Origin of the sequence: Sphingorhabdus sp. EL138 (assembly GCF_945862485.1) — a bacterium.
Lineage (GTDB): Bacteria > Pseudomonadota > Alphaproteobacteria > Sphingomonadales > Sphingomonadaceae > Sphingorhabdus_B.
On record NZ_CAMAYF010000001.1, the window covers coordinates 105,644 to 124,841 of the forward strand.

The 19,198-nt window shown below is 54.7% G+C and carries 16 protein-coding genes; 5 read left to right on the plus strand and 11 right to left on the minus strand.

Annotated features, from left to right (window positions below):
* Window positions 1–34: 34 nt before the first annotated feature.
* Window positions 35–1,174, minus strand: coding sequence for a beta-ketoacyl-ACP synthase III (locus Q0O33_RS00565; RefSeq protein WP_295494630.1), 1,140 nt, complete (start codon window positions 1,172–1,174; stop codon window positions 35–37).
* Window positions 1,175–1,350: 176 nt separating this feature from the next.
* Between Q0O33_RS00565 and Q0O33_RS00570 the strand changes: the two genes are divergently transcribed.
* Window positions 1,351–1,899, plus strand: coding sequence for a lysophospholipid acyltransferase family protein (locus Q0O33_RS00570; RefSeq protein ID WP_295494633.1), 549 nt, complete (start codon window positions 1,351–1,353; stop codon window positions 1,897–1,899).
* Window positions 1,896–2,705: a DUF1295 domain-containing protein gene (locus Q0O33_RS00575; protein WP_295494636.1), complete on the plus strand. Its 810-nt coding sequence runs from the start codon at window positions 1,896–1,898 to the stop codon at window positions 2,703–2,705. Before Q0O33_RS00570 ends, Q0O33_RS00575 begins: the two co-directional genes overlap by 4 nt.
* On the opposite strand, the gene rimO is transcribed toward Q0O33_RS00575, so the two are convergent.
* Window positions 2,706–4,085: a 30S ribosomal protein S12 methylthiotransferase RimO gene (gene rimO, locus Q0O33_RS00580; protein ID WP_295494641.1), complete on the minus strand. Its 1,380-nt coding sequence runs from the start codon at window positions 4,083–4,085 to the stop codon at window positions 2,706–2,708.
* A 75-nt stretch (window positions 4,086–4,160) separates the two neighbouring features.
* Between rimO and Q0O33_RS00585 the strand changes: the two genes are divergently transcribed.
* Window positions 4,161–4,562: a DUF1761 domain-containing protein gene (locus tag Q0O33_RS00585; protein WP_295494644.1), complete on the plus strand. Its 402-nt coding sequence runs from the start codon at window positions 4,161–4,163 to the stop codon at window positions 4,560–4,562.
* Between the two features lie 23 nt (window positions 4,563–4,585).
* On the opposite strand, the gene surE is transcribed toward Q0O33_RS00585, so the two are convergent.
* The gene (gene surE, locus Q0O33_RS00590) at window positions 4,586–5,353 is read right to left on the minus strand and encodes a 5'/3'-nucleotidase SurE (RefSeq protein WP_295494647.1); all 768 of its coding nucleotides are present in this window, start codon (window positions 5,351–5,353) and stop codon (window positions 4,586–4,588) included.
* Window positions 5,353–6,633: a serine--tRNA ligase gene (gene serS, locus Q0O33_RS00595; protein ID WP_295494649.1), complete on the minus strand. Its 1,281-nt coding sequence runs from the start codon at window positions 6,631–6,633 to the stop codon at window positions 5,353–5,355. Before serS ends, surE begins: the two co-directional genes overlap by 1 nt.
* A gap of 378 nt (window positions 6,634–7,011) precedes the next feature.
* Between serS and dksA the strand changes: the two genes are divergently transcribed.
* Entirely contained in the window at window positions 7,012–7,377 is a 366-nt protein-coding gene (dksA, locus tag Q0O33_RS00600; protein WP_295494931.1) for an RNA polymerase-binding protein DksA, read from the plus strand.
* 52 nt (window positions 7,378–7,429) lie between these two features.
* Here dksA and pgl read toward each other — a convergent pair whose 3' ends face one another.
* From pgl to Q0O33_RS00635, 7 genes are all read right to left on the minus strand, one after another.
* Window positions 7,430–8,137 (minus strand): 6-phosphogluconolactonase, encoded by a 708-nt coding sequence (pgl, locus tag Q0O33_RS00605; RefSeq protein WP_295494652.1) that lies wholly within the window; start codon window positions 8,135–8,137, stop codon window positions 7,430–7,432.
* A 16-nt stretch (window positions 8,138–8,153) separates the two neighbouring features.
* Complete coding sequence (eda, locus tag Q0O33_RS00610) at window positions 8,154–8,768, minus strand: bifunctional 4-hydroxy-2-oxoglutarate aldolase/2-dehydro-3-deoxy-phosphogluconate aldolase (protein ID WP_295494654.1); 615 nt, start codon at window positions 8,766–8,768, stop codon at window positions 8,154–8,156.
* 12 nt (window positions 8,769–8,780) lie between these two features.
* The gene (gene glk / locus Q0O33_RS00615; RefSeq protein WP_295494656.1) at window positions 8,781–9,752 is read right to left on the minus strand and encodes a glucokinase; all 972 of its coding nucleotides are present in this window, start codon (window positions 9,750–9,752) and stop codon (window positions 8,781–8,783) included.
* A complete protein-coding gene (gene edd, locus Q0O33_RS00620; RefSeq protein WP_295494658.1) occupies window positions 9,749–11,572 on the minus strand; it encodes a phosphogluconate dehydratase in 1,824 nt (607 codons plus the stop codon). Before edd ends, glk begins: the two co-directional genes overlap by 4 nt.
* The gene (gene zwf, locus Q0O33_RS00625; RefSeq protein ID WP_295494660.1) at window positions 11,565–13,010 is read right to left on the minus strand and encodes a glucose-6-phosphate dehydrogenase; all 1,446 of its coding nucleotides are present in this window, start codon (window positions 13,008–13,010) and stop codon (window positions 11,565–11,567) included. Before zwf ends, edd begins: the two co-directional genes overlap by 8 nt.
* 100 nt (window positions 13,011–13,110) lie before the next feature.
* Window positions 13,111–14,145 carry an ACP S-malonyltransferase gene (locus tag Q0O33_RS00630; RefSeq protein ID WP_295494662.1) on the minus strand — a complete coding sequence of 345 codons (1,035 nt, stop codon included), beginning with the start codon at window positions 14,143–14,145 and terminating at the stop codon, window positions 13,111–13,113.
* Window positions 14,142–16,334: a thiamine pyrophosphate-dependent enzyme gene (locus Q0O33_RS00635; RefSeq protein WP_295494664.1), complete on the minus strand. Its 2,193-nt coding sequence runs from the start codon at window positions 16,332–16,334 to the stop codon at window positions 14,142–14,144. The genes Q0O33_RS00630 and Q0O33_RS00635 overlap by 4 nt, the downstream gene beginning before the upstream one ends.
* 218 nt (window positions 16,335–16,552) lie before the next feature.
* On the opposite strand from Q0O33_RS00635, the gene Q0O33_RS00640 reads away from it, so the two are divergent.
* Window positions 16,553–19,162, plus strand: coding sequence for a TonB-dependent receptor (locus Q0O33_RS00640; protein ID WP_295494666.1), 2,610 nt, complete (start codon window positions 16,553–16,555; stop codon window positions 19,160–19,162).
* Window positions 19,163–19,198: the final 36 nt, after the last annotated feature.

A 19,198-nucleotide genomic window follows, 5' to 3' on the forward strand; every position in this document is an offset into this window, starting at 1 on the left:
CGCGCGAATGCCCTGCATTACAGAAAGTTAAAGCTTAAGAGACTTTCCGCACGAATACAGAGCCCGCAGAATAGCCTGCGCCAAAGGAACAGATTAAACCAACATCACCTGCGCTCAGGTCTTCATTATGTTTGTGAAATGCGATGATGGAGCCGGCGCTTGATGTGTTAGCATAGGTATCAAGCACCGTGGGACTCTCATCCTCACTCGCTTCATGCCCCAAAACCTTTTGTGCAATTAGTCTGTTCATACCCGTATTGGCCTGATGCAGCCACATCCGACGTAAATTTGTTCCGGAGAAGCCCAGGCTTTCCGCATGTTCAATGATCATTTGCCCGACCATTGGCACAACCTCTTTAAACACCTTCCTGCCCTCTTGAACAAATAGCTTGTCATTGCGCGGTCCGCTTTGGTTGACAGGCCCCTGTCCATGCGCACGGTTGAGAAAGCCAAAATTGTTGCGGATATTGTTCGAGAATTGCGTTTTTAGGCGCGTCCCGAGAATTTCCCAATGTTGCGCGGGCGCTATATCCTTCGCCTCAACCAATATTGCCGTAGCAACATCACCAAAGATGAAGTGGCTGTCCCGGTCGCGCCAGTTAAGATGTCCTGAGGTTATTTCGGGATTTACGACCAATACCGAGCGCGCATTACCGCTACGGATATAGTCAGCAGCAGTTTGAATGCCGAACGTAGCTGAAGAGCAGGCAACATTCATGTCGAAGCCAAAGCCGCGTTGCATACCAAGCTCATGCTGGATCTCTACCGCCATGGCAGGATAAGCACGCTGCATATTCGACGCAGCGCATAAAACGGCATCTACATCTTCGATGTTCCGCCCGGCGCGCGCCAACGCATCACGGCATGCCGCGACACCGATTTCGGCCATTAACGAAATTTGGTCATTTGGCCGTTCGGGGTAACGTGGCTCCATGATGTCGGGATCGACGATGGCGCGCTTATCCATCACGTGCCGGGATTTTATCCCGCTAGCTTTCTCGACAAATTCAACCGAGCTATGCGTAAGTGGCTCTGCATCGGGGTTGGCCGCATTATATCGGTCGGCATAGGTATTGAAGCTCGCAACCAGTTCCGCGTTGCTGATGGTATCCGAAGGGGTAAACAATCCGGTGGAAGAAATGACTGGGGTGGCGCCGTGTGCATGTTGCGACATGTATTTTCCCGCGTTGATTTTTGTTGCGTCCGAATGCCTAGCCTTTGCGTATTTGCGAAACAAGCCGTTTGAAATGCATTGTAACGGCGTTATGTGAGCGATGGGGGAGGAATATCTTAATGTCGTTGAATGAACGCCAGCCCAGCTGGCTATCCAGGTTGTTCAGGCGGGCGCTGGTGGGCATCTATAAAGGTGCGGGCTGGCATGCACATGGCGTGGTCCCGGAACCTCGCAAATTCGTCCTTATTGCCGCGCCGCACACCAGCAATTGGGACTTTGTCTATTTTCTGGGACTGACTGATGACTTAGGAATTAAGCCACATTTCATGGCTAAGACCTCGCTTTTCCGCTGGCCATTTACAAATTTCATGCTCGATATGGGCGGCGTTCCCGTCGACCGCAGTTCAAACCGCAATTATGTGCAGCAGATGATTGACGAATTTCGTCGCCGCGACGAATTCATGCTGACCATCGCTCCGGAGGGAACGCGCGGCACGGTGAAGGCTTGGAAAACCGGTTTTTACCATATCGCGATGGGCGCAGGCGTGCCCTTGGTAGTCGGCATGATGGATTATGGTTCCAAAACGGGCGGGCTTGGTCCAGCGATCTGGCCGACCGGTGATTATAAAGCCGATATGGCGAAGGTTGCAGAAATCTACGCGAAGGTTAAACCAAAATACCTCGCCAAGGGTATGACAGAGATATTTGCGAGGGACGATGCATGACTGATTTTGGTTCGACGATGCTTATCAATGCGGCGGCGTTGCTCGCGGTGATTCTTGCCTTATGGGCATATTCCGTGAAAATTCGGGATGTGTCATTTATCGATGCCTTTTGGGCATTCGGCATGGTATTACTGGCCTGGGCGACTTGGGCGCAATCAAACGCACCGGATGCACGGTCCCACCTGCTGCTGGCGCTGACCAACCTATGGGGATTACGCCTCACCTTTCATCTTTGGACACGCTGGCGCGCGCATGGCGAAGATCCACGCTACACAAAAATCATGGGTAGCGCGATGGAAAAGAAAGGCTGGAGCTGGAGCAAGACGTCTCTACTTTCGGTGTTTCTCACACAAGCACCATTGCTATTCATAACATCCCTACCCGCGCAGCTTGGTATTTGGGCAAGCGAAGGTGGGAACACGGTTTTGGGCCCGTTGGCATTATGCGGCGCAGTGATTGCGATCATCGGCATATCATTTGAAACCATCGGCGATTCACAGCTTAACGCATTCCGCGCCAATCCGGCTAATAAGGGCAAGGTTCTGGATACCGGCCTATGGCGCTATACCCGCCATCCCAATTATTTTGGTGATGCCTGCACATGGTGGGGCATTTGGCTTATAGCCTGCGAAACAGGTCTGGCCGGATGGATCAGTGTCATTGGCCCGATATTTTTGACATTCACCCTGACGCGCTGGTCAGGCAAGCCATTATTGGAACGTGGTATGAAGAAGACGCGGCCCGAATATGCCGATTATGTCGCCCGCACATCGGGCTTCTTTCCTTTACCGCCAAAGCGCAAATAATCAGGCTACCACGCCAAACAGGTCGTGCTCGTCAGCGTCCTCGACATTGACGAGCACGACATCACCCGACTTCAAAGAGGAGGCGACATCACGCAGATAGACATGGCCGTCGATTTCAGGCGCATCGGCCTGCGACCGTCCGGTCGCACCGATGCTGCCATCTTCATCCACGTCGCCGATTTCGTCGATGATAACTGGAATGCTATGCCCCACCTTTGCCGCAAGCTTAGCGGCGCTGATTGCGGCTGTTTTCGCCATGATACGCTGGAATCGCTCTTCCTTGACCTCTTCGGGCACTGGGTTGGGCAGATCGTTCGCTTGCGCGCCGTCTACCGGTTCAAAGCGGAACGCGCCAACACGGTCTAGTTGCGCTTCCTCGAGCCAATTGAGCAGATATTCAAAATCAGATTCGGTTTCACCGGGAAAGCCGACAACAAAACTTGAACGGATCGCGATGTCCGGCGCGATGCTGCGCCACTTGCGAATACGCTCAAGCACCTTGGCGTCATTGGCTGGCCGCTTCATGGCCTTCAGGACATCCGGCGCAGCATGCTGGAACGGAATGTCGAGATAGGGAGTCAAATATCCCTCCGCCATTAACGGTATGACATCATCCACATGTGGGTAAGGGTAAACATAATGCAGCCGGACCCATGGCGCAATGCCGTCACTGGTACGCAATAAACCGAGTTCGCGCGCAAGGTCAGTCATATGCGCCCGCACCTGACGCCCCTGCCATTCGCGTGGTTCATGCCGTGTATCGACGCCGTAAGCGGATGTGTCTTGCGAGATAACGAGCAGCTCTTTGGTACCTGCAGAAACTAGCTTCTCCGCCTCACGCAGCACCGCGTCTATCCGGCGACTGGCAAGCTTTCCGCGCAGGGAGGGAATAATACAGAACGCGCAACTGTGGTTGCAGCCTTCTGAAATTTTCAAATAGCTGTAATGGCGCGGCGTGAGCTTCAATCCGCCTTCAGGCACCAGATCTACGAATGCACCGCGTGTCGGCGGGGCAGCTTCATGGACCGCTGATACGACAGCCTCATATTGATGCGCACCGGTAATTGCCAACACATCGGGAAAGCGCGCGCGAATAACATCGGCCTCATTACCCATGCAGCCCGTCACAATGACACGGCCATTTTCCGCTATAGCCTCGCCAATGGCTTCTAAGCTCTCTTCCTTTGCGGAATCGAGGAACCCGCACGTATTTACGAGCACGACATCGGCACCCGCATAATCGGGCGACAGGCCATAGCCGTCTGCACGCAGTTTGGTGAGAATTCGTTCGCTATCGACCAGCGCCTTGGGACAGCCAAGCGATACCATGCCGACTTTCGGCGCTGCTTTAATTACTGTTGCCATGATGATGGGCCGCATAGCGGGTTTCGGTGCTCTTGTCACGACTAGTGAACAAGCGCATGATAAATCGGCGGAATGACGAAAGGGATATTGATGGCAAACGCAAATCTGTTGGCGATACTGGTGGCCGCCGCGACGGGATTTCTGATTGGTGGCCTCTGGTACGGGCCATTTTTCGGGAAAGCATGGATGGCAGAGCATGGATTTACGGAAGAACAATTGCGTGGCAGCAACATGATTAAAATCTACGGCCTAACCTTTGCTTTTTCTGTACTTTCCGCCGTTTTTCTTGGTCATTTACTGGCATTTTTTGATACCAATACGCGTTCGACGTTGATGATATCTGTTGGTATTTCGCTTGGCTATATCATCCCCGCCATTGTTACAAATTACCTGTTCTCGCGCAAGTCAGGCAAGTTATTCGCCATCGATGCCGGATATTGGATCGTGTTCTACGCGGCTATGGGCTTGGTCTTCCTAATCCTTGAGCATTAGGGTCATGAGCCCAGAGCGCGGCTTCAAATGCTATATCTGTGCCTCAATGCCGCTAACGATTCATGGTGTGTCAGATCAAGTTGGAGAGGCGTGACGGCAATATAACCGTCTTCTATGACTTCAAGGTCGGTATCATGGCCCGGCGTATGCAGCGTGCCATGCAAACCAAACCAATAATAATCATATCCGCGTGGGTCTGTACCTTTGACAATTGAACCACGGCTGTAATCATGAAAGCCCTGACGGGCGACTTTAATCCCCTTCACGTCTTCCGGCAGCAGCGGCGGAAAGTTGATGTTTGTCAATGTACGCGGGGTATCTGGCATATCGAGCAGCGGGCGAAGGACACGCTCGCCCCATGCTTCGGCGGCCGAAAAGGGCACAGCGTCGGCCATGCCTTCCTTGCTGTAAACCTGGCTCAGTGCGATGGACCGAATGCCTGCCAACGCCCCTTCCATCGCGGCAGACACCGTGCCGGAATAAGTGATGTCATCACCCAAATTGGCACCACGGTTCACGCCCGATAGGATAAGATCTGGCGTCGCATCTTTCATAATGACCCCGAGCCCCAGCATGACAGAATCGGTTGGTGTTCCAGCGACCGAATAATGCTTATCCCCATGCTGGCGAATGCGTACGGGCTTCGTCAGGGTAAGCGAATGGCCGGCGCCAGAGTTTTCCTCCGCAGGCGCCACAATCCAGATATCATCACTGATCGTGCGGGCAATCGCCTCAAGCACCTTAAGGCCTGGTGCATTCACGCCATCATCATTGGTCAATAATATACGCATCAGGCGGTTGGCTCCAACTTCATAAGGCCGCCCATATAGGGCAGCAAGGCCGCAGGAATATTGACACTGCCGTCGGCCTGCTGATGATTTTCAAGCACAGCAACGAGCGTACGGCCAACCGCAAGGCCAGAACCATTCAGCGTATGAACGAAGACATTGCCTTTGCCTTCCGTTGGACGGTAGCGGGTATTCATCCGCCGTGCCTGCCAGTCACCGCAGTTCGAGCAGCTTGAGATTTCGCGGTATAGTGCTTGGCCCGGTAACCAGACCTCGAGATCATAGGTCCGCCGCGCGCTTGCACCCATATCACCCGTACACAGCAGCATCTTCCGATATGGCAATTCAAGCGCTTGCAAAATGCCTTCGGCGCTCTCCACCATGCGTTCATGCTCTGCCACACTGTCTTCGGGCTGGACGATGGAGACCAGTTCCACCTTTTCAAACTGGTGCTGACGGATAAGGCCCTTGGTATCGCGGCCCGCAGCCCCTGCCTCGGAACGGAAGCATGGGGTCAGCGCCGTCAGCCGGATCGGCAATGCGCTTTCGTCCAAAATTTGCTCCCGCACACTGTTGGTCAGCGACACTTCAGCGGTTGGAATAAGCCATCGACCATCGGTTGTCTGGAAATTGTCTTCGGCAAATTTGGGCAACTGCCCCGTTCCGAACAAAGATTCCTGCCGCACAAGATAAGGCGTAGCGCACTCTGTATAGCCGCGCTGCGCCGTCTGATGATCGAGCATGAATTGCCCAAGCGCGCGATTCAAGCGCGCCATTTGTCCCCGCATGAAGGTGAACCGCGCACCGGAAATGGCAACACCGGTTTCAAAATCAAGGCCAAGAGATGGACCAATATCGGCATGGTCGCGGGGTTCAAAATCAAAATTGCGTGGTTCGCCCCAGCGCGCAATTTCGACATTCTCGGTCTCATCTGCGCCGTCCGGGGTGTCAGCAGCGGGCAAGTTCGGCAATCCGGCAAGAAAGGCATCGAGTTCCATACCCGCCGCCCGTTCGCGCTCCTCCAACTGCGGCAATGTGTCTTTCAACTGCGCGACTTCGGCCTTCAAAGCTTCAGCCGTTGCGGTATCGCCCTTGCCCATGGCCGCCCCTATGGCTTTGGACGCATCGTTGCGGCGGGCCTGCGCATTCTGCATTTCGGTCAAAATTGCACGCCGGTTTTCGTCCAGAACGAGAATGGATGCAGCAACGGGTGCAGCGCCCCGGCGCATAAGAGCTGCGTCAAAGTCTACTGGATTTTCGCGGATGTATTTTAGGTCATGCATGGCTTTAGGCTATGCCGCGCGTGTCTCGGTTTCGCAACGAAAAAGGGGGTTGATCAGATGCACAAACATGTTTGGCGCCTAAACATTTACGGCCTGCAGCACCCTTTGCAGACCTTTCCCTTTCCATACGCCCCGATTTCCAAAATTATTGTCCAATTGATGACAAGCCTTGCCATTTGGCGCTTGTGCCCCATTGGGCCCGAAGCTATAGCGCCGCGAAGAGTGGATTGGACGCAGATTCCTTCGTACTGGAGGGCTGTCCCAGGGTGGAGAATTTGGATGGGCGTGAACGCCAAGCCTCAAGACACGATCAGTGAAACAAGCGTCTCTGACTTTGGCATCGATGATACATATGTGCCTAGCGACGACGAGCCGTTCATGAATGAGCGGCAACTGAGATTCTTTGAAAAGCAACTTGTTGACTGGAAGAATAGCATCCTGGCGGAGGCACAAGGGACGTTGAACCAGCTTCAAGATGGTCCCATGCGTGAGCCTGATCTTAACGACCGCGCTTCGAGCGAAACCGATTGGGGCATAGAACTTCGTACCCGCGACCGCCAACGTAAACTTATCACCAAGATTGAGTCTGCTTTGCGCCGCATCACGGAGGGTGAATATGGTTACTGCCAAGTGACCGGGGAACCTATCTCGCTCGCGCGCCTGCTCGCACGGCCCATCGCGACCATGACGTTGGAGGCACAAGAACGCCATGAACGTCAGGAACGCGTCTCACGCGACGACTGACCCTTAGGCTAACAAACATGCGGGCAATCCCCGCAGAACGCGCCGAGCGTAATCAGTCGTCGAGGCAGTAAATGTCGACAGGCACAACAATTTTGTCGAGCACGCGGCCAACAGGATAGGCTGATTTTCCGCCCTGCTCGATAGCTGTTTCCAGCACTTCACGTTTCTTTGCGCCGCTAATTACCAAAATCGCAGTCCGCGCAGCACCGATGGCGGCACCCGTTAATGTCACCCTATTGACGGGCGCTTCGGGTGGTAAAGGATCGGGCGCAACGCCCACGGCCCGCACATCTTTGCCGCTGTCCATTGCCGAATCAAGATCAGGGCCGGGGAAGATCGATGCCGTATGGCCATCTGCTCCCATGCCGAGCCAAACCAGATCTGGCGGCCAATGCAAATCAGCCAACCGTGCATTCGCCGCGCTGCCCGCCAGTTTATGGTCGGCGGCATCACTTGCGATTGGCAACACCCGCGCACCCTTTGGAATGAAGATTTTGGCAATCATCGCCACATTGGACAAGGGATTGTCCACAGGTACCAATCGGTCATCGGTTGGGATAATCGTAACATTTTTCCAACGAATATTGGCTTGAGCAAGCTTTTCCAAAATCGGTTTAGGCGTTGAGCCGCCGGGGAATGCTACCAGCGCCTGACCACGAGCGTCCAACGCGCTTTCGATGATGAAGCTGACGTCGCCGACCACTGCATCGATCAAATCTTCCGCAGCGTCAAAATCCCACCATTCGATTTCTTCGGCCATATACCTTGCGTCTCCGTTAGTTCCGTAATGCCGATGCGGCACGCGCTGCCGATTCAATCGCGGCAACATCGGGAACGCCTTTACCAACAAGCCAGCTACCGCCAACACATAAAATTTCCGGAACAGCCAACCAATCTGCCGCTGTGTCCTGTTTTATGCCACCCGTAGGGCAAAATTTGCACTGAGCGAATGGTCCAATAAGCGACTTGAGTGCCGGAAGGCCGCCATTGGCCTCGGCTGGAAAGAATTTGAAATGCGTAAGGCCGAGATCAAGCCCGCGCATGATGTCACCAGCGCTCGCGATACCGGGCAAGAATGGTATGCCTTTGGCGACGGCTGCTTTACCCAAATTGTCGGTCAGGCCCGGTGAGACAATGAAATCAGCGCCAGCAGCGATCGCGCTGTCCAGACCCGGCAGGTCGACGACAGTACCAGCGCCAACAATCGCACCGGGAACTTTCTTCATCTCGGCAATCGCATCCAACGCCGCAGCGGTGCGTAAGGTTACCTCAAGCACGGGAAGCCCTCCCGCAACGAGCGCCTCCGCTATACCACGCGCGTGTGCGACATCTTCGATAACCAGCACCGGAATGACGGGCGCAGTGCGCATGATTTTTTCGATGGGTGTCATATGACGATATCCTTAAATATGTTGCTGGGCATAAGCTGCCGCTGCACCAAAAAGGCCCGGCTGCGGATGTGTGATAAGTTTGACCGGAATCGCAGCCATTAGGCCCTCAAAGCGCCCCTTAGCCCTGAAGCGTTCGGCAAAACCGGAACGAATAAGGCTGTCCTTTATGCGCAGGCCTAACCCGCCCGCAATCACGACGCCCGCGAAACCGCCCTGTGCGAGAGTGATGTCACCCGCGACACTGCCCAGCGACAGACAAAAGCGGTCCACCGCGGCGGCGGCAAGGCTGTCTTCACCTGACATGCCCATTTGCCATAAAGTCTTGTCGTCATATTGCTGGACCGCACGCCCCTCAATAGCCGCAAGCGTTTCGTAGAGGTCGATAAGGCCTGGTCCAGATACGACGCGTTCCACAGACACCCGGCGGTAGCGTTTACGCAGCCGCGCCAAAACGGCGTCCTCAATTGCGTCGAGCGGCGCAAAATCAATATGCCCGCCTTCGGTCGCTTGCACATGATAGGCAGCGCCCTTGCGCCACACATGCGCCACGCCGAGTCCCGTGCCTGGCCCTATAATGCTCAACGTTCCGTCCGCAGCAAAGTCCTGCTCCGGCCCTGTCAGATGCTGGAAATGCCCTGTTCCGGCTTGCGCTACGGCATGCCCAACGGCGCCAAAGTCATTAACGATGACAAAACTATCTACCTGCAATTTCTCGCACACCATAGACCGACGGATAATCCAAGGATTGTTGGTCAGCTTGATAACATCGGCGTCCACTGGCCCGGCAATTGCAATTGCCGCGGCGCGGGGAAGTACCTTGCCATTGATCCGTTCAAATTCCTGCCATGCTGTCTGAAAACTGGCATGCTCAGAGGTTTTCAGCGTCATGACCTCGCCAAGCACAAGCACGCGGCCGTCCTGAACCTCGGCCAGGGCGAACCGGGCGTGGGTTCCGCCGATATCGACAGCGACGATCGCCGTCATAGTCCAGCAACCGCCAACATGGCCGACCCACCTTTCTCCGCCTCATCAGCGCCAGCCTGCATCAATGCAAACAGCTCGCGCCCCGTACCGATATGCCGTGCGGGCGTCGGTGCTGGCGCGCGAGATGCCCAGATATCAGCATCGACCAACACCGACAATGCTCCGGTGTTCGCGCAGAGCCGGACGATGTCGCCATCCTGTAACTTTGCAATAGACCCGCCGCGCGCGCCTTCTGGACTTAAATGGATAGCAGCGGGCACTTTGCCCGACGCGCCGGACATGCGGCCATCCGTGACGAGCGCCACATTAAAGCCCTTATCCTGCAACACACCCAGGGATGGGGTCAGCTTGTGCAATTCAGGCATGCCGTTGGCGACTGGTCCTTGGAAACGGATAACGACGATAACGTCGCGATCCAATTCGCCTGCCTTGAATGCGGCCAATGCGTCATTCTGGTCATGAAACACGCGGACGGGCGCTTCTATCGTCCAGCGGGCAGGATCGACTGCGCTGGTCTTGAATGTTGCACGGCCCAAATTGCCCGTTACCAGACGCATGCCGCCATCGGGGCTAAACGGTGCAGATGGCGGCCGCAACAAGGTGTCGTCGGCGGTCACTGCAGGGGAATCGCGCCAAACAAGCTGGTCATTCTCCAGCATGGGCTCACGCCCGTAATCGGCCAAGTCCTTGCCTGCGACCGTCATGATGTCGCGGTGTAACAAGCCGGCATCGATCAGTTCGCGAATAACATAGCCCATCCCGCCTGCGGCATGGAAATGATTCACATCGCCCGAGCCATTTGGATAGACTCTGGCAATGAGGGGCACAGCAGAGGACAGTTGGTCAAAATCTTCCCAATCGATAATGATCCCCGCTGCCCGCGCAATTGCCGGAATATGCAGTGCATGATTGGTTGAACCGCCCGTCGCAAGCAAGCCAACACAGGCGTTCACAATGGCCTTTTCATCGACGCAAAGCCCCAAGGGCCGATAATCATCCCCATCCCACCCAATCTCGCTGAGGCGGTGGACGGCAGCCCGGGTCAATTCGGTCCGCAACTTCGTGCCGGGGTTGATAAAGGCCGAACCCGGAATGTGCAGCCCCATGACCTCCATCATCATCTGGTTGGAATTGGCTGTGCCGTAAAAGGTGCAGGTGCCCGCGCTATGATATGACGCGGCTTCCGCCTCTAACAATTGGGCGCGCCCGACTTTACCTTCTGCATAAAGCTGCCGCACGCGTTGCTTTTCTTTATTGGCAAGCCCCGATGGCATTGGCCCAGCGGGCACAAGGATGGTTGGTAAATGGCCAAAGCGCAAGGCTCCCATTAACAGGCCGGGTACAATCTTGTCGCAAATGCCAAGCATCGCAACGCTTTCGAACATACCATGGCTTAAACCTACCGCAGTTGCCATCGCGATCACATCGCGGCTGAACAAGGACAGTTCCATCGAATCCTGCCCCTGTGTGACACCATCGCACATGGCAGGGGTCGAACCTGCCACTTGCGCGGTGGCACCAACCTCACGGGCGAAAATCTTCATCTGCTCGGGATAGCGGCCATAAGGCTGATGCGCGGACAGCATGTCGTTATACGCGCTGATAATGCCGATATTCATCGCCTTGCCATCGCGAATGGCGGCCTTGTCCTCGCCACTAGCGGCAAAGCCATGCGCAAGGTTACCGCAGCTTAAAATCGGACGGTTAACACCAGCGTCGCGTTGCGTGGCGATCAGGTCGAGATAGGCCTGACGCCCCGGCTTAGAGCGCTCAATTATCCGCGCGGTGACGGCTTTGACTGTGACGTGCAATTTACTCATGCCAACTCACACCATCGCGTTCAGTCAGCGCAATGGCCGCATTGGGTCCCCAGCTTCCCGCACCGTAGGTTTTTGGTTTTAGGGCCGTGGCGCTCCATAAGCGCCGGATGGCATCAATCCATGTCCATTGTGCCTCTACTTCATCCCGACGGACAAATAGCGTCTGGTCGCCTTCTATGAGGTCGAGGAGCAGTCTTTCATAGGCAATCCGGCGGCGTGATCCAGCGAACGCTGCCGTCAGCGACAAATCCAATGGCACTTCGCGCAAAGTAGCCCCGCCCCGTTCCAATCCGGGTTCCTTTGCCATCACCAACAAGCGCACATATTCCTCCGGTTGCAAACGGATGATAAGCGTGTTGGCTTCGAGTTTTCCGCCCCGATCGCGAAACACGTTATGTGGGACCGGTTTGAATTGGATAACAATCTCGCTGCGCCTTTCGGGTAGGCGTTTGCCCGTGCGCAGGAAAAACGGAACGCCTTGCCAGCGCCAATTGTCGACATAAGCCTTTATCGCAACAAATGTTTCGGTGTCGGACGCTTTGCCTAGATCGCTTTCGTAGCTTTTGACCGCATCGCCTTGGACAGCGCCATCGGTATATTTACCGGTCACAACATCGCCCTCCGCCACAGGGCGAAGCGCGCGCAAAACCTTGACCTTTTCGTCGCGGATAGCGGTGGCATCAAGGCTAGCGGGCGGCTCCATCGCGGTCAGGGCGAGCAATTGCAGCATATGGTTCTGTACCATGTCGCGCAGCGCGCCCGTATCATCGTAAAAGCCTGCGCGTCCCTCAAGCCCGACAGTTTCGCTAACCGTGATCTGCACATGCTCGATAGCATTGGCATTCCATAATGGTTCAAACAACATATTGGCAAAGCGCAGCGCCATCAGGTTCTGCACGGTTTCCTTGCCCAGATAATGATCTATGCGAAAGGCACGTTTTTCCGGAAATACGGCGTTTACCGCATCATTGATATGGCGCGAGGATGCGAGATCGTGGCCTAAAGGTTTTTCGAGGCCGATCCTTACATTCTCGCCCGAAAGCCCTGCATTGTGCAGTCCTTTGATCGTCGCTTCGAACAAAGAGGGGGCTGTGGATAGGAAAATCGACAAGCCACCCGATATATCTCCGATGGTAGTGGCGAGTTCTCCAAAGCCATCAGGGTTAGAGGCGTCTAACGTGACATAATGTAAGCGTTGCAAGAAGGCGTCGATCAACCCCTCAGCCTTACGGTCGTCAGGCAGAAATTCACACAAAGCGGAGCGCGCCATATCCCGAAAGGCGTCGTCGCTCAGCGCGCTGCGTGCAGTGCCGAAAATGCGTAAATTGGGATCAATTAAGCCATCGGTGTGCAATGCATATAAGGACGGCAGCAGCATCCGGCGGGAAAGGTCACCCGTCGCCCCGAACAGCAGCAAGGTTGAACTATGGTCCGGCATTCCTTTGATCTCCTAGCAAGGCGGCAATAATGGCCTCACAATTCGCCACTCCCTTTATCCCGAAGTGAGAAGGCGTCTAGGGCTTATTCGTATGCAATGATTAGCTTAACGACCACGCGCGCTGTTCGGCCATGCCCATTGATATCAAAACGGGTTCATCCTGCTGCCGTGCTTGGAAGTCTGCCTTGCCAGAAAGGCCGCGCCAGCCCGAAGCTATCAGCGACTGAATGGTTGGCGCGCCCAAGGATGTGCCGGGACCAAGCACAATGATCGTATCGGGTGCAAACTCTGCAGCCGCGACTTGGACCGCACGGGTAAAATCATAGCTATCGGTCAGTTGTGCACCGAGCGTGTAATCATAAATAGCGTCACGGCTGAATGCGCGCGGGGACCAAATTCGGCCCTGCCCATCAATCGCGGGAATTTCGCCAGACCCGAAATCGCCTAGCGGATTGGCTGTCCGCGCCATCGGAACAACATGGTTTAGCAAAGGGCTATGGAATGCGGCATGGTGCATAAGCTTTAACGGGAAACGGTCATCTTTAGGCAACCGTTCCATTAACCATTTGAGCCCAGCCTCGTCCGCAGCAAAGACTATCATTCCGCCAAGCCGGATGGAAATATGCACGTTTATTTCAGAAATTGTATATGATTCATCCATTAAATTATTAACAAATAATAATTTATCCTGCTGCATATTCCAGTCATCATCCGCGACTGACCAGACAATTTGCCCACCGGCTCCATGCTGGTGCATGATGCTGCCCATATTGTTGACGAGCCGTGCCCCGCCGGCAAGATCGACTATACCCGCACAAGCCAAGGCCAGATACCAACCCATAGAATTGCCGGTTACAGCCACAATATCATATTGTTCGCGGTCAATCGCAGCAAAGTCCGCCATTGCACAGGCATAGATTAACGCCGAGGCATTATCGCCCGTCATATGGACTGACGGCGCGTATTTGTCTGCGGCATCAAGCTGCGAGACAGTTACCTGCCCCATCGCGGTCCGAGCGGCGTCCACTGTCGCAATAACGTCTTGGCGCGCCGCATGATGCGCCTTCAGATAGCCAAGTTCTGTAGCATTATAGGTCCCGCGCCCAGGGCAAATAACTAAAGCCGGTTTTTTCATGCCACCGCCGCCCGCGCCGCTTCGATGATAGATGCTTTGCTGGGCAACACCAATTCCGCTGCTGGTCCCAACGGAATGAAGCAATCCTCCGCTGTAATCCGGCTGACAGCATCGCCGCGTCCAGATTCGGTCAAAATGGTCATCAACTTTTCGCTGAGGCTGCCCGACTTGCGGCATTCATCGACAATCAAAATCTTTCTGCAATCGGCCACAACCGCTACAATCGCGTCAGCATTTAACGGGTGCAGCCAGCGTAGATCAATGATCCGCAGGTCAATCCCCCCCGCCTTTAATTCATCCGCCGCCTGTCGTGATAGAAAATAACCATTTCCGTATGTTATAATGGCAAGTTCAGTACCCTTACCAAATTGACCAAGCGCGCCAAGTGCGATCATTTTGTCCTGATCCGGCGCAACATAAGGCGCGGTCCAACCACCGTCATTCGGTTGTTGCAGGTCAGTCGTATGATAGAGCGCGATAGGCTCAATAAAGACCACAACTCGTCCGTCCTCATGCGCCAGCCGGACGCATTCCCGCAACATTGCTGGCGCATCTGCGGCGCTGGAGGGGCAAGCAACGATGATACCGGGAATATCGGTCAGGACAGCCAAGCTATTGTCATTATGGAAATGCCCGCCAAACCCCTTTTGATATGGCAGGCCAGCAATGCGGATCACCATTGGGTTGCGATATTGCTGGTTCGAAAAGAACGACAAGGTCGCAGCCTCTCCGCGGATCTGATCCTCAGCATTGTGCAGATAAGCCAAAAACTGGATTTCGGGAATTGGCACAAAGCCGTTATGTGCCATTCCAATGGCAAGGCCCAAAATCGTTTGTTCGTCCAGCAATGTGTCAAACACACGCGCGGCGCCGAATTTCTCCTGCAAACCCTGTGTCACGCCATAGACACCGCCCTTGCGTGCAACATCTTCGCCAAACACTGCGACGTGAGGATATTGCAGCATGATGTCTGCCAACGCGAAGTTAATGCTCTTGGCCAAGGTCGCTGGCTTGGCAAGGTTTCGCGCATCTTTGGTAATCAGCGCATCACGCTTCGCCGCATCGGGCAAGGGCTGCTGCGGTTGTGCTGATTTCTGCGGTTCGATTGAGGCCATGACTTGCGCCGCCGATACCAATCGCGGCTTAGCTAAGGCATCCTGTGCCACGCGGTCGACCCGGACACGCATATCTTCATAGCGTGCAAGGATCTCTGCGCCTGACATGCCCGCTTGTTCATGCAAAATACGCGCGCTGTGTAACAACGGATCTTCCGCTTCTGCAGCTTCAATCTGTGCAATAGAAGCGTAGCTTAGCTCAACATCTGCACCAGCATGCCCCATCAACCGGACTGTCTGCATGTGCAGAAACACTGGCTTACGCCGCATACGAGCATAGGTCACCGCTTCTGCGCATCCGCGCAGCGCATCATTCATGTCCGCACCATCACAGCTTATATAATGCAACGCGGGCCTATGCGCGAAATTGGCCGCAATCCAGCCGCCTGGCGTGCGCACGGAAATACCGATGCCATTATCCTCACACAAAAAGACAATAGGCATAGGCAAATGCTGATACGCGGCCCAACACGCGGCGTTGAACGCACCTTGCGACGTTGAATGGTTCGCGGACGCATCACCAAATGAACATATAATTACGGAGTCATGCGGCAACACCGCATCGGCCAGTTGCAACCGTTGTGCCATGCCAATTGAATGCGCCGCGCCAACGGCCTTTGGTAGATGTGAGGCAATCGTACTGGTTTGCGGCGGAACAAAGGTGTGAGCGCAGCCCAATACCTTGTGCCGCCCGCCCGAAATCGGGTCATCCGCGGATGCAGCGAAGGACAAGGCCATGTCATACAAAGGCGTGAGGCCACCCGCTTGTTTCTTACGTTGGATCAGGAACGCAGCATCACGGTAATGCAGGAATGCCATATCGGTCGAGCGTGTTGCGGCGGCCATGGCTGCTGTGCCCTCATGTCCCGAACTGCCAATGGAATAAAAAGTCTTGCCCTTGGAACGCCGCGCCCAAAAGTCGAGATGGCGGCTCATAATCTGACTATCGAACAGATCAATAAGCATGTGCGTCGGAACCGTTTCGGCAACGTTGCTGGAACGCGGATTTGGAAAGTCATGCGCAGCGACGCGGCGGGAAAATGCCTCGTCCAAGATCGTGGGGCGGTCAAACATAATATGCGATGATTAATGCCAAAAGGCACAAAAGCCACAGTAAAATCATATTTTCAATCGTGCGATTAAATTGCTGGATTTGTCAAATTTCGGCGATAGGATGGATCGTTCATGGAGTTTCTTCCCGGATTTTCCCAACCGGGAAGCGTTTAGAGTGCCGCCAACCATATATGAGCAGCAAATGCCAATGGGTTGACGGTAAAATGGAGGAGAGAGAAATGCGTCGATTTAATCGTGTTATTACCGCTGCTTTGTGCAGCACCGTCTGTAGTGTTATGTTGATTCCTGCAGCTTTTGCCCAAACAGCCCAAGCCGAAGACGATAGTGGTGATGAACCCATCATCGTAACCGCGACGTTGCGCGCGATGGATGTGCAAGACATTCCGCTGGCTGTGACCGCCGTCGCGCCAGAGGCGTTGGAGCGTCAGGGCATCAACGACATTAAAAACTTGGCATCTATTTCGCCCAGCTTCAACATTCAGTCGTCGCAGACTGAAACGCAAGGTACCTCGATCAAAATTCGTGGCGTCGGCACGACGGGCAACAATACCGGCCTTGAAAGCTCGGTTGGCGTATTCATTGACGGCGTCTATCAGTCGCGCCCCGGCGTTGCACTCGGCGACCTCGTTGATCTTGAGCGCCTTGAAATCTTGCGTGGCCCTCAAGGCACGCTGTTCGGTCGCAACACGTCAGCAGGTGCGTTAAATGTTACGACAAAGCGCCCTAGCCTTTCGACGACCGAGGGCTTTGCGAATGCAAGCTATGGCAATTACAATTTCATGAATGTGCAAGCAGGTGTCAGCCTTCCGGTAGCACAAGATGTCGCAGGCGTTCGTTTGTCCGGCACATGGCGCAAGCGTGATGGCTATCTAAAAACCCCCGCTGGCGTCGAAAGCAATGATCGTGACCGCTATATGCTGCGCGGACAACTTTACATCGAACCCAATGCTGATGTCAGCATCCGTTTGCTTGCGGATTACGCCAAGACTGATGAACAATGCTGCGAAGCCGTCATTGTTCGCGAAACCGAACTTGCGCCTTTCTCCGCTTTCCATGGTTTGGCCAGCGATGGCGTAGACCAGTCCGGAATGAGCGCGCTGAACAATCTATCGATCAACGGTGGACCCTATCTGAACGGCTCCAAGCAATGGGGTACTTCGGCCGAACTGAAATGGGACTTGGGTGCTGCAAAGCTGACCTCGGTAACCGCATATCGTAAGTTCGATTCGAGCTCGACGACGGTCGGTGGTTTCACCGCCAACGACACCTACACAGTGGGCAATGGCGCACCGACATCACGCACTGGCATTTTGCCATCGGGTGACCATATCAAGACCTTTACACAAGAGTTGCGCCTGCAAGGCACCGCTCTCAATGATGGTCTCGACTGGCTGATTGGTGGTTTCTACTCGAGCGAGAAAATCCGCGCTGACCAGACGATGACCTTAAATGCCGATTTCCAGCGGACAGGTAGTGCTTTCAACTTTGGCAATGCGGCAGGGGTCAACCCGTTGTTCGCACTGACCGCGCTCGGCAATGCCGGCGTTCCAGTCAATGCCAATGGTAACTACGCCGAAAACCGGTTTAACCAAGATGCAAGCAGTTGGTCGGTATTCACGCATAATGTTCTTAATTTCACCGACAAACTGAGTTTGACGGTAGGTGCCCGTTACGTAAATGAAACCAAGGACGCATCGTTCAACCAGCTTGCTGGAACGACTGGTGCAGGCGCCAGTGCGTGCCAAGCCAGCGTGAATGGTGTTTTAACCGGCGCCGTACCTGCCGCACTTCGTGCGGGTATGATTGGTATCAACTGCTTCCCGTTTGCAACGTCGGTTGCCCTTACTGCCCCGGCAGCAGTCGGCGGTGGCCTTGCGAGCGCCAAGCTACCCTTGCCGCGCGTGTGGTCGCAAGAGTTCAAGGACGATGAGATCACCTATACGGCTCAACTTGGTTACAAGGCGAACGAAGATTTGTTGTTCTACGCTGGTTACAGCCATGGATTCAAATCGGGTGGCTTCAACCTCGATCCACAGTCCGCAACATTGCAGAACTCGGCAGCCATTCTTGCCGGTTTGGCAACACCGGGCGGTCCGGTGATTGTTGCGCCGGTTTATGCTGATCCAAGCTTCAAATCGGAGAAGGTCAACCAAATAGAAGTTGGCGTTAAGGCAACATTATTTGGCGGCATCAAAGCCAATCTGGCTTTGTTCGATATGAAAATGAGCGACTTCCAGGTGCTTGAATTCACTGGCGTTCAGTTCCTGACCTTCAACGTCAATTCGGCGCGGTCAACAGGTGCTGAACTGGAGTTGTTTGGTAAGCTGAGCGACCATATTTCGGCAAGTGCATCGGGAACATATGCCAATGCCCGCTATCCGGGAAACTGCGCGGATGGCGTAGCAGCCGCAGCCCTCGCATCCACATTGCGACTTTGCGGTCAAGATCTGACGAACGCGCCTAGATTTGCGGGCGTAATCGGTATGACGTACGATGGTCCGTTGAATGACTCGGGTTGGAGTTTGCTGGTCAACGGAAATGTGAATTATTCCGATAGCCGCACGACCCGGACAATCGACACCGATACGAACGGTCTACCCGTGCCATTGGCTCGGCAGGAAAACTACTACAAGATCAACGCACGCATCGGCCTGACCACGCCAGACGATCGTTATACCTTTGAGCTTTGGGGTACGAACTTGAACAACGAAATCACGCGCGGTATCACCGCCAACACGCCACTGCGTGGCGGTGCTGGTACGCGGTCGTTAATTGGTTTCGTAGAAGAGCCTCGCATGTACGGCCTGACCGTCCGCGCCAAGTTCTAAAACCAAGATTGCAAACAAAAAGGGCGGCCTCCGCGT

Coding starts and splice junctions, on each gene's coding strand:
- Q0O33_RS00565 (WP_295494630.1), bottom strand. CDS start 1,174: ATGTCGCAACATGCACACGGCGCCACCCCAGTCATTTCTTCCACCGGA.
- Q0O33_RS00575 (WP_295494636.1), top strand. CDS start 1,896: ATGACTGATTTTGGTTCGACGATGCTTATCAATGCGGCGGCGTTGCTC.
- rimO (WP_295494641.1), bottom strand. CDS start 4,085: ATGCGGCCCATCATCATGGCAACAGTAATTAAAGCAGCGCCGAAAGTC.
- Q0O33_RS00585 (WP_295494644.1), top strand. CDS start 4,161: ATGGCAAACGCAAATCTGTTGGCGATACTGGTGGCCGCCGCGACGGGA.
- surE (WP_295494647.1), bottom strand. CDS start 5,353: ATGCGTATATTATTGACCAATGATGATGGCGTGAATGCACCAGGCCTT.
- serS (WP_295494649.1), bottom strand. CDS start 6,633: ATGCATGACCTAAAATACATCCGCGAAAATCCAGTAGACTTTGACGCA.
- dksA (WP_295494931.1), top strand. CDS start 7,012: ATGAATGAGCGGCAACTGAGATTCTTTGAAAAGCAACTTGTTGACTGG.
- pgl (WP_295494652.1), bottom strand. CDS start 8,137: ATGGCCGAAGAAATCGAATGGTGGGATTTTGACGCTGCGGAAGATTTG.
- eda (WP_295494654.1), bottom strand. CDS start 8,768: ATGACACCCATCGAAAAAATCATGCGCACTGCGCCCGTCATTCCGGTG.
- glk (WP_295494656.1), bottom strand. CDS start 9,752: ATGACGGCGATCGTCGCTGTCGATATCGGCGGAACCCACGCCCGGTTC.
- edd (WP_295494658.1), bottom strand. CDS start 11,572: ATGAGTAAATTGCACGTCACAGTCAAAGCCGTCACCGCGCGGATAATT.
- zwf (WP_295494660.1), bottom strand. CDS start 13,010: ATGCCGGACCATAGTTCAACCTTGCTGCTGTTCGGGGCGACGGGTGAC.
- Q0O33_RS00630 (WP_295494662.1), bottom strand. CDS start 14,145: ATGAAAAAACCGGCTTTAGTTATTTGCCCTGGGCGCGGGACCTATAAT.
- Q0O33_RS00635 (WP_295494664.1), bottom strand. CDS start 16,334: ATGTTTGACCGCCCCACGATCTTGGACGAGGCATTTTCCCGCCGCGTC.
- Q0O33_RS00640 (WP_295494666.1), top strand. CDS start 16,553: ATGCGTCGATTTAATCGTGTTATTACCGCTGCTTTGTGCAGCACCGTC.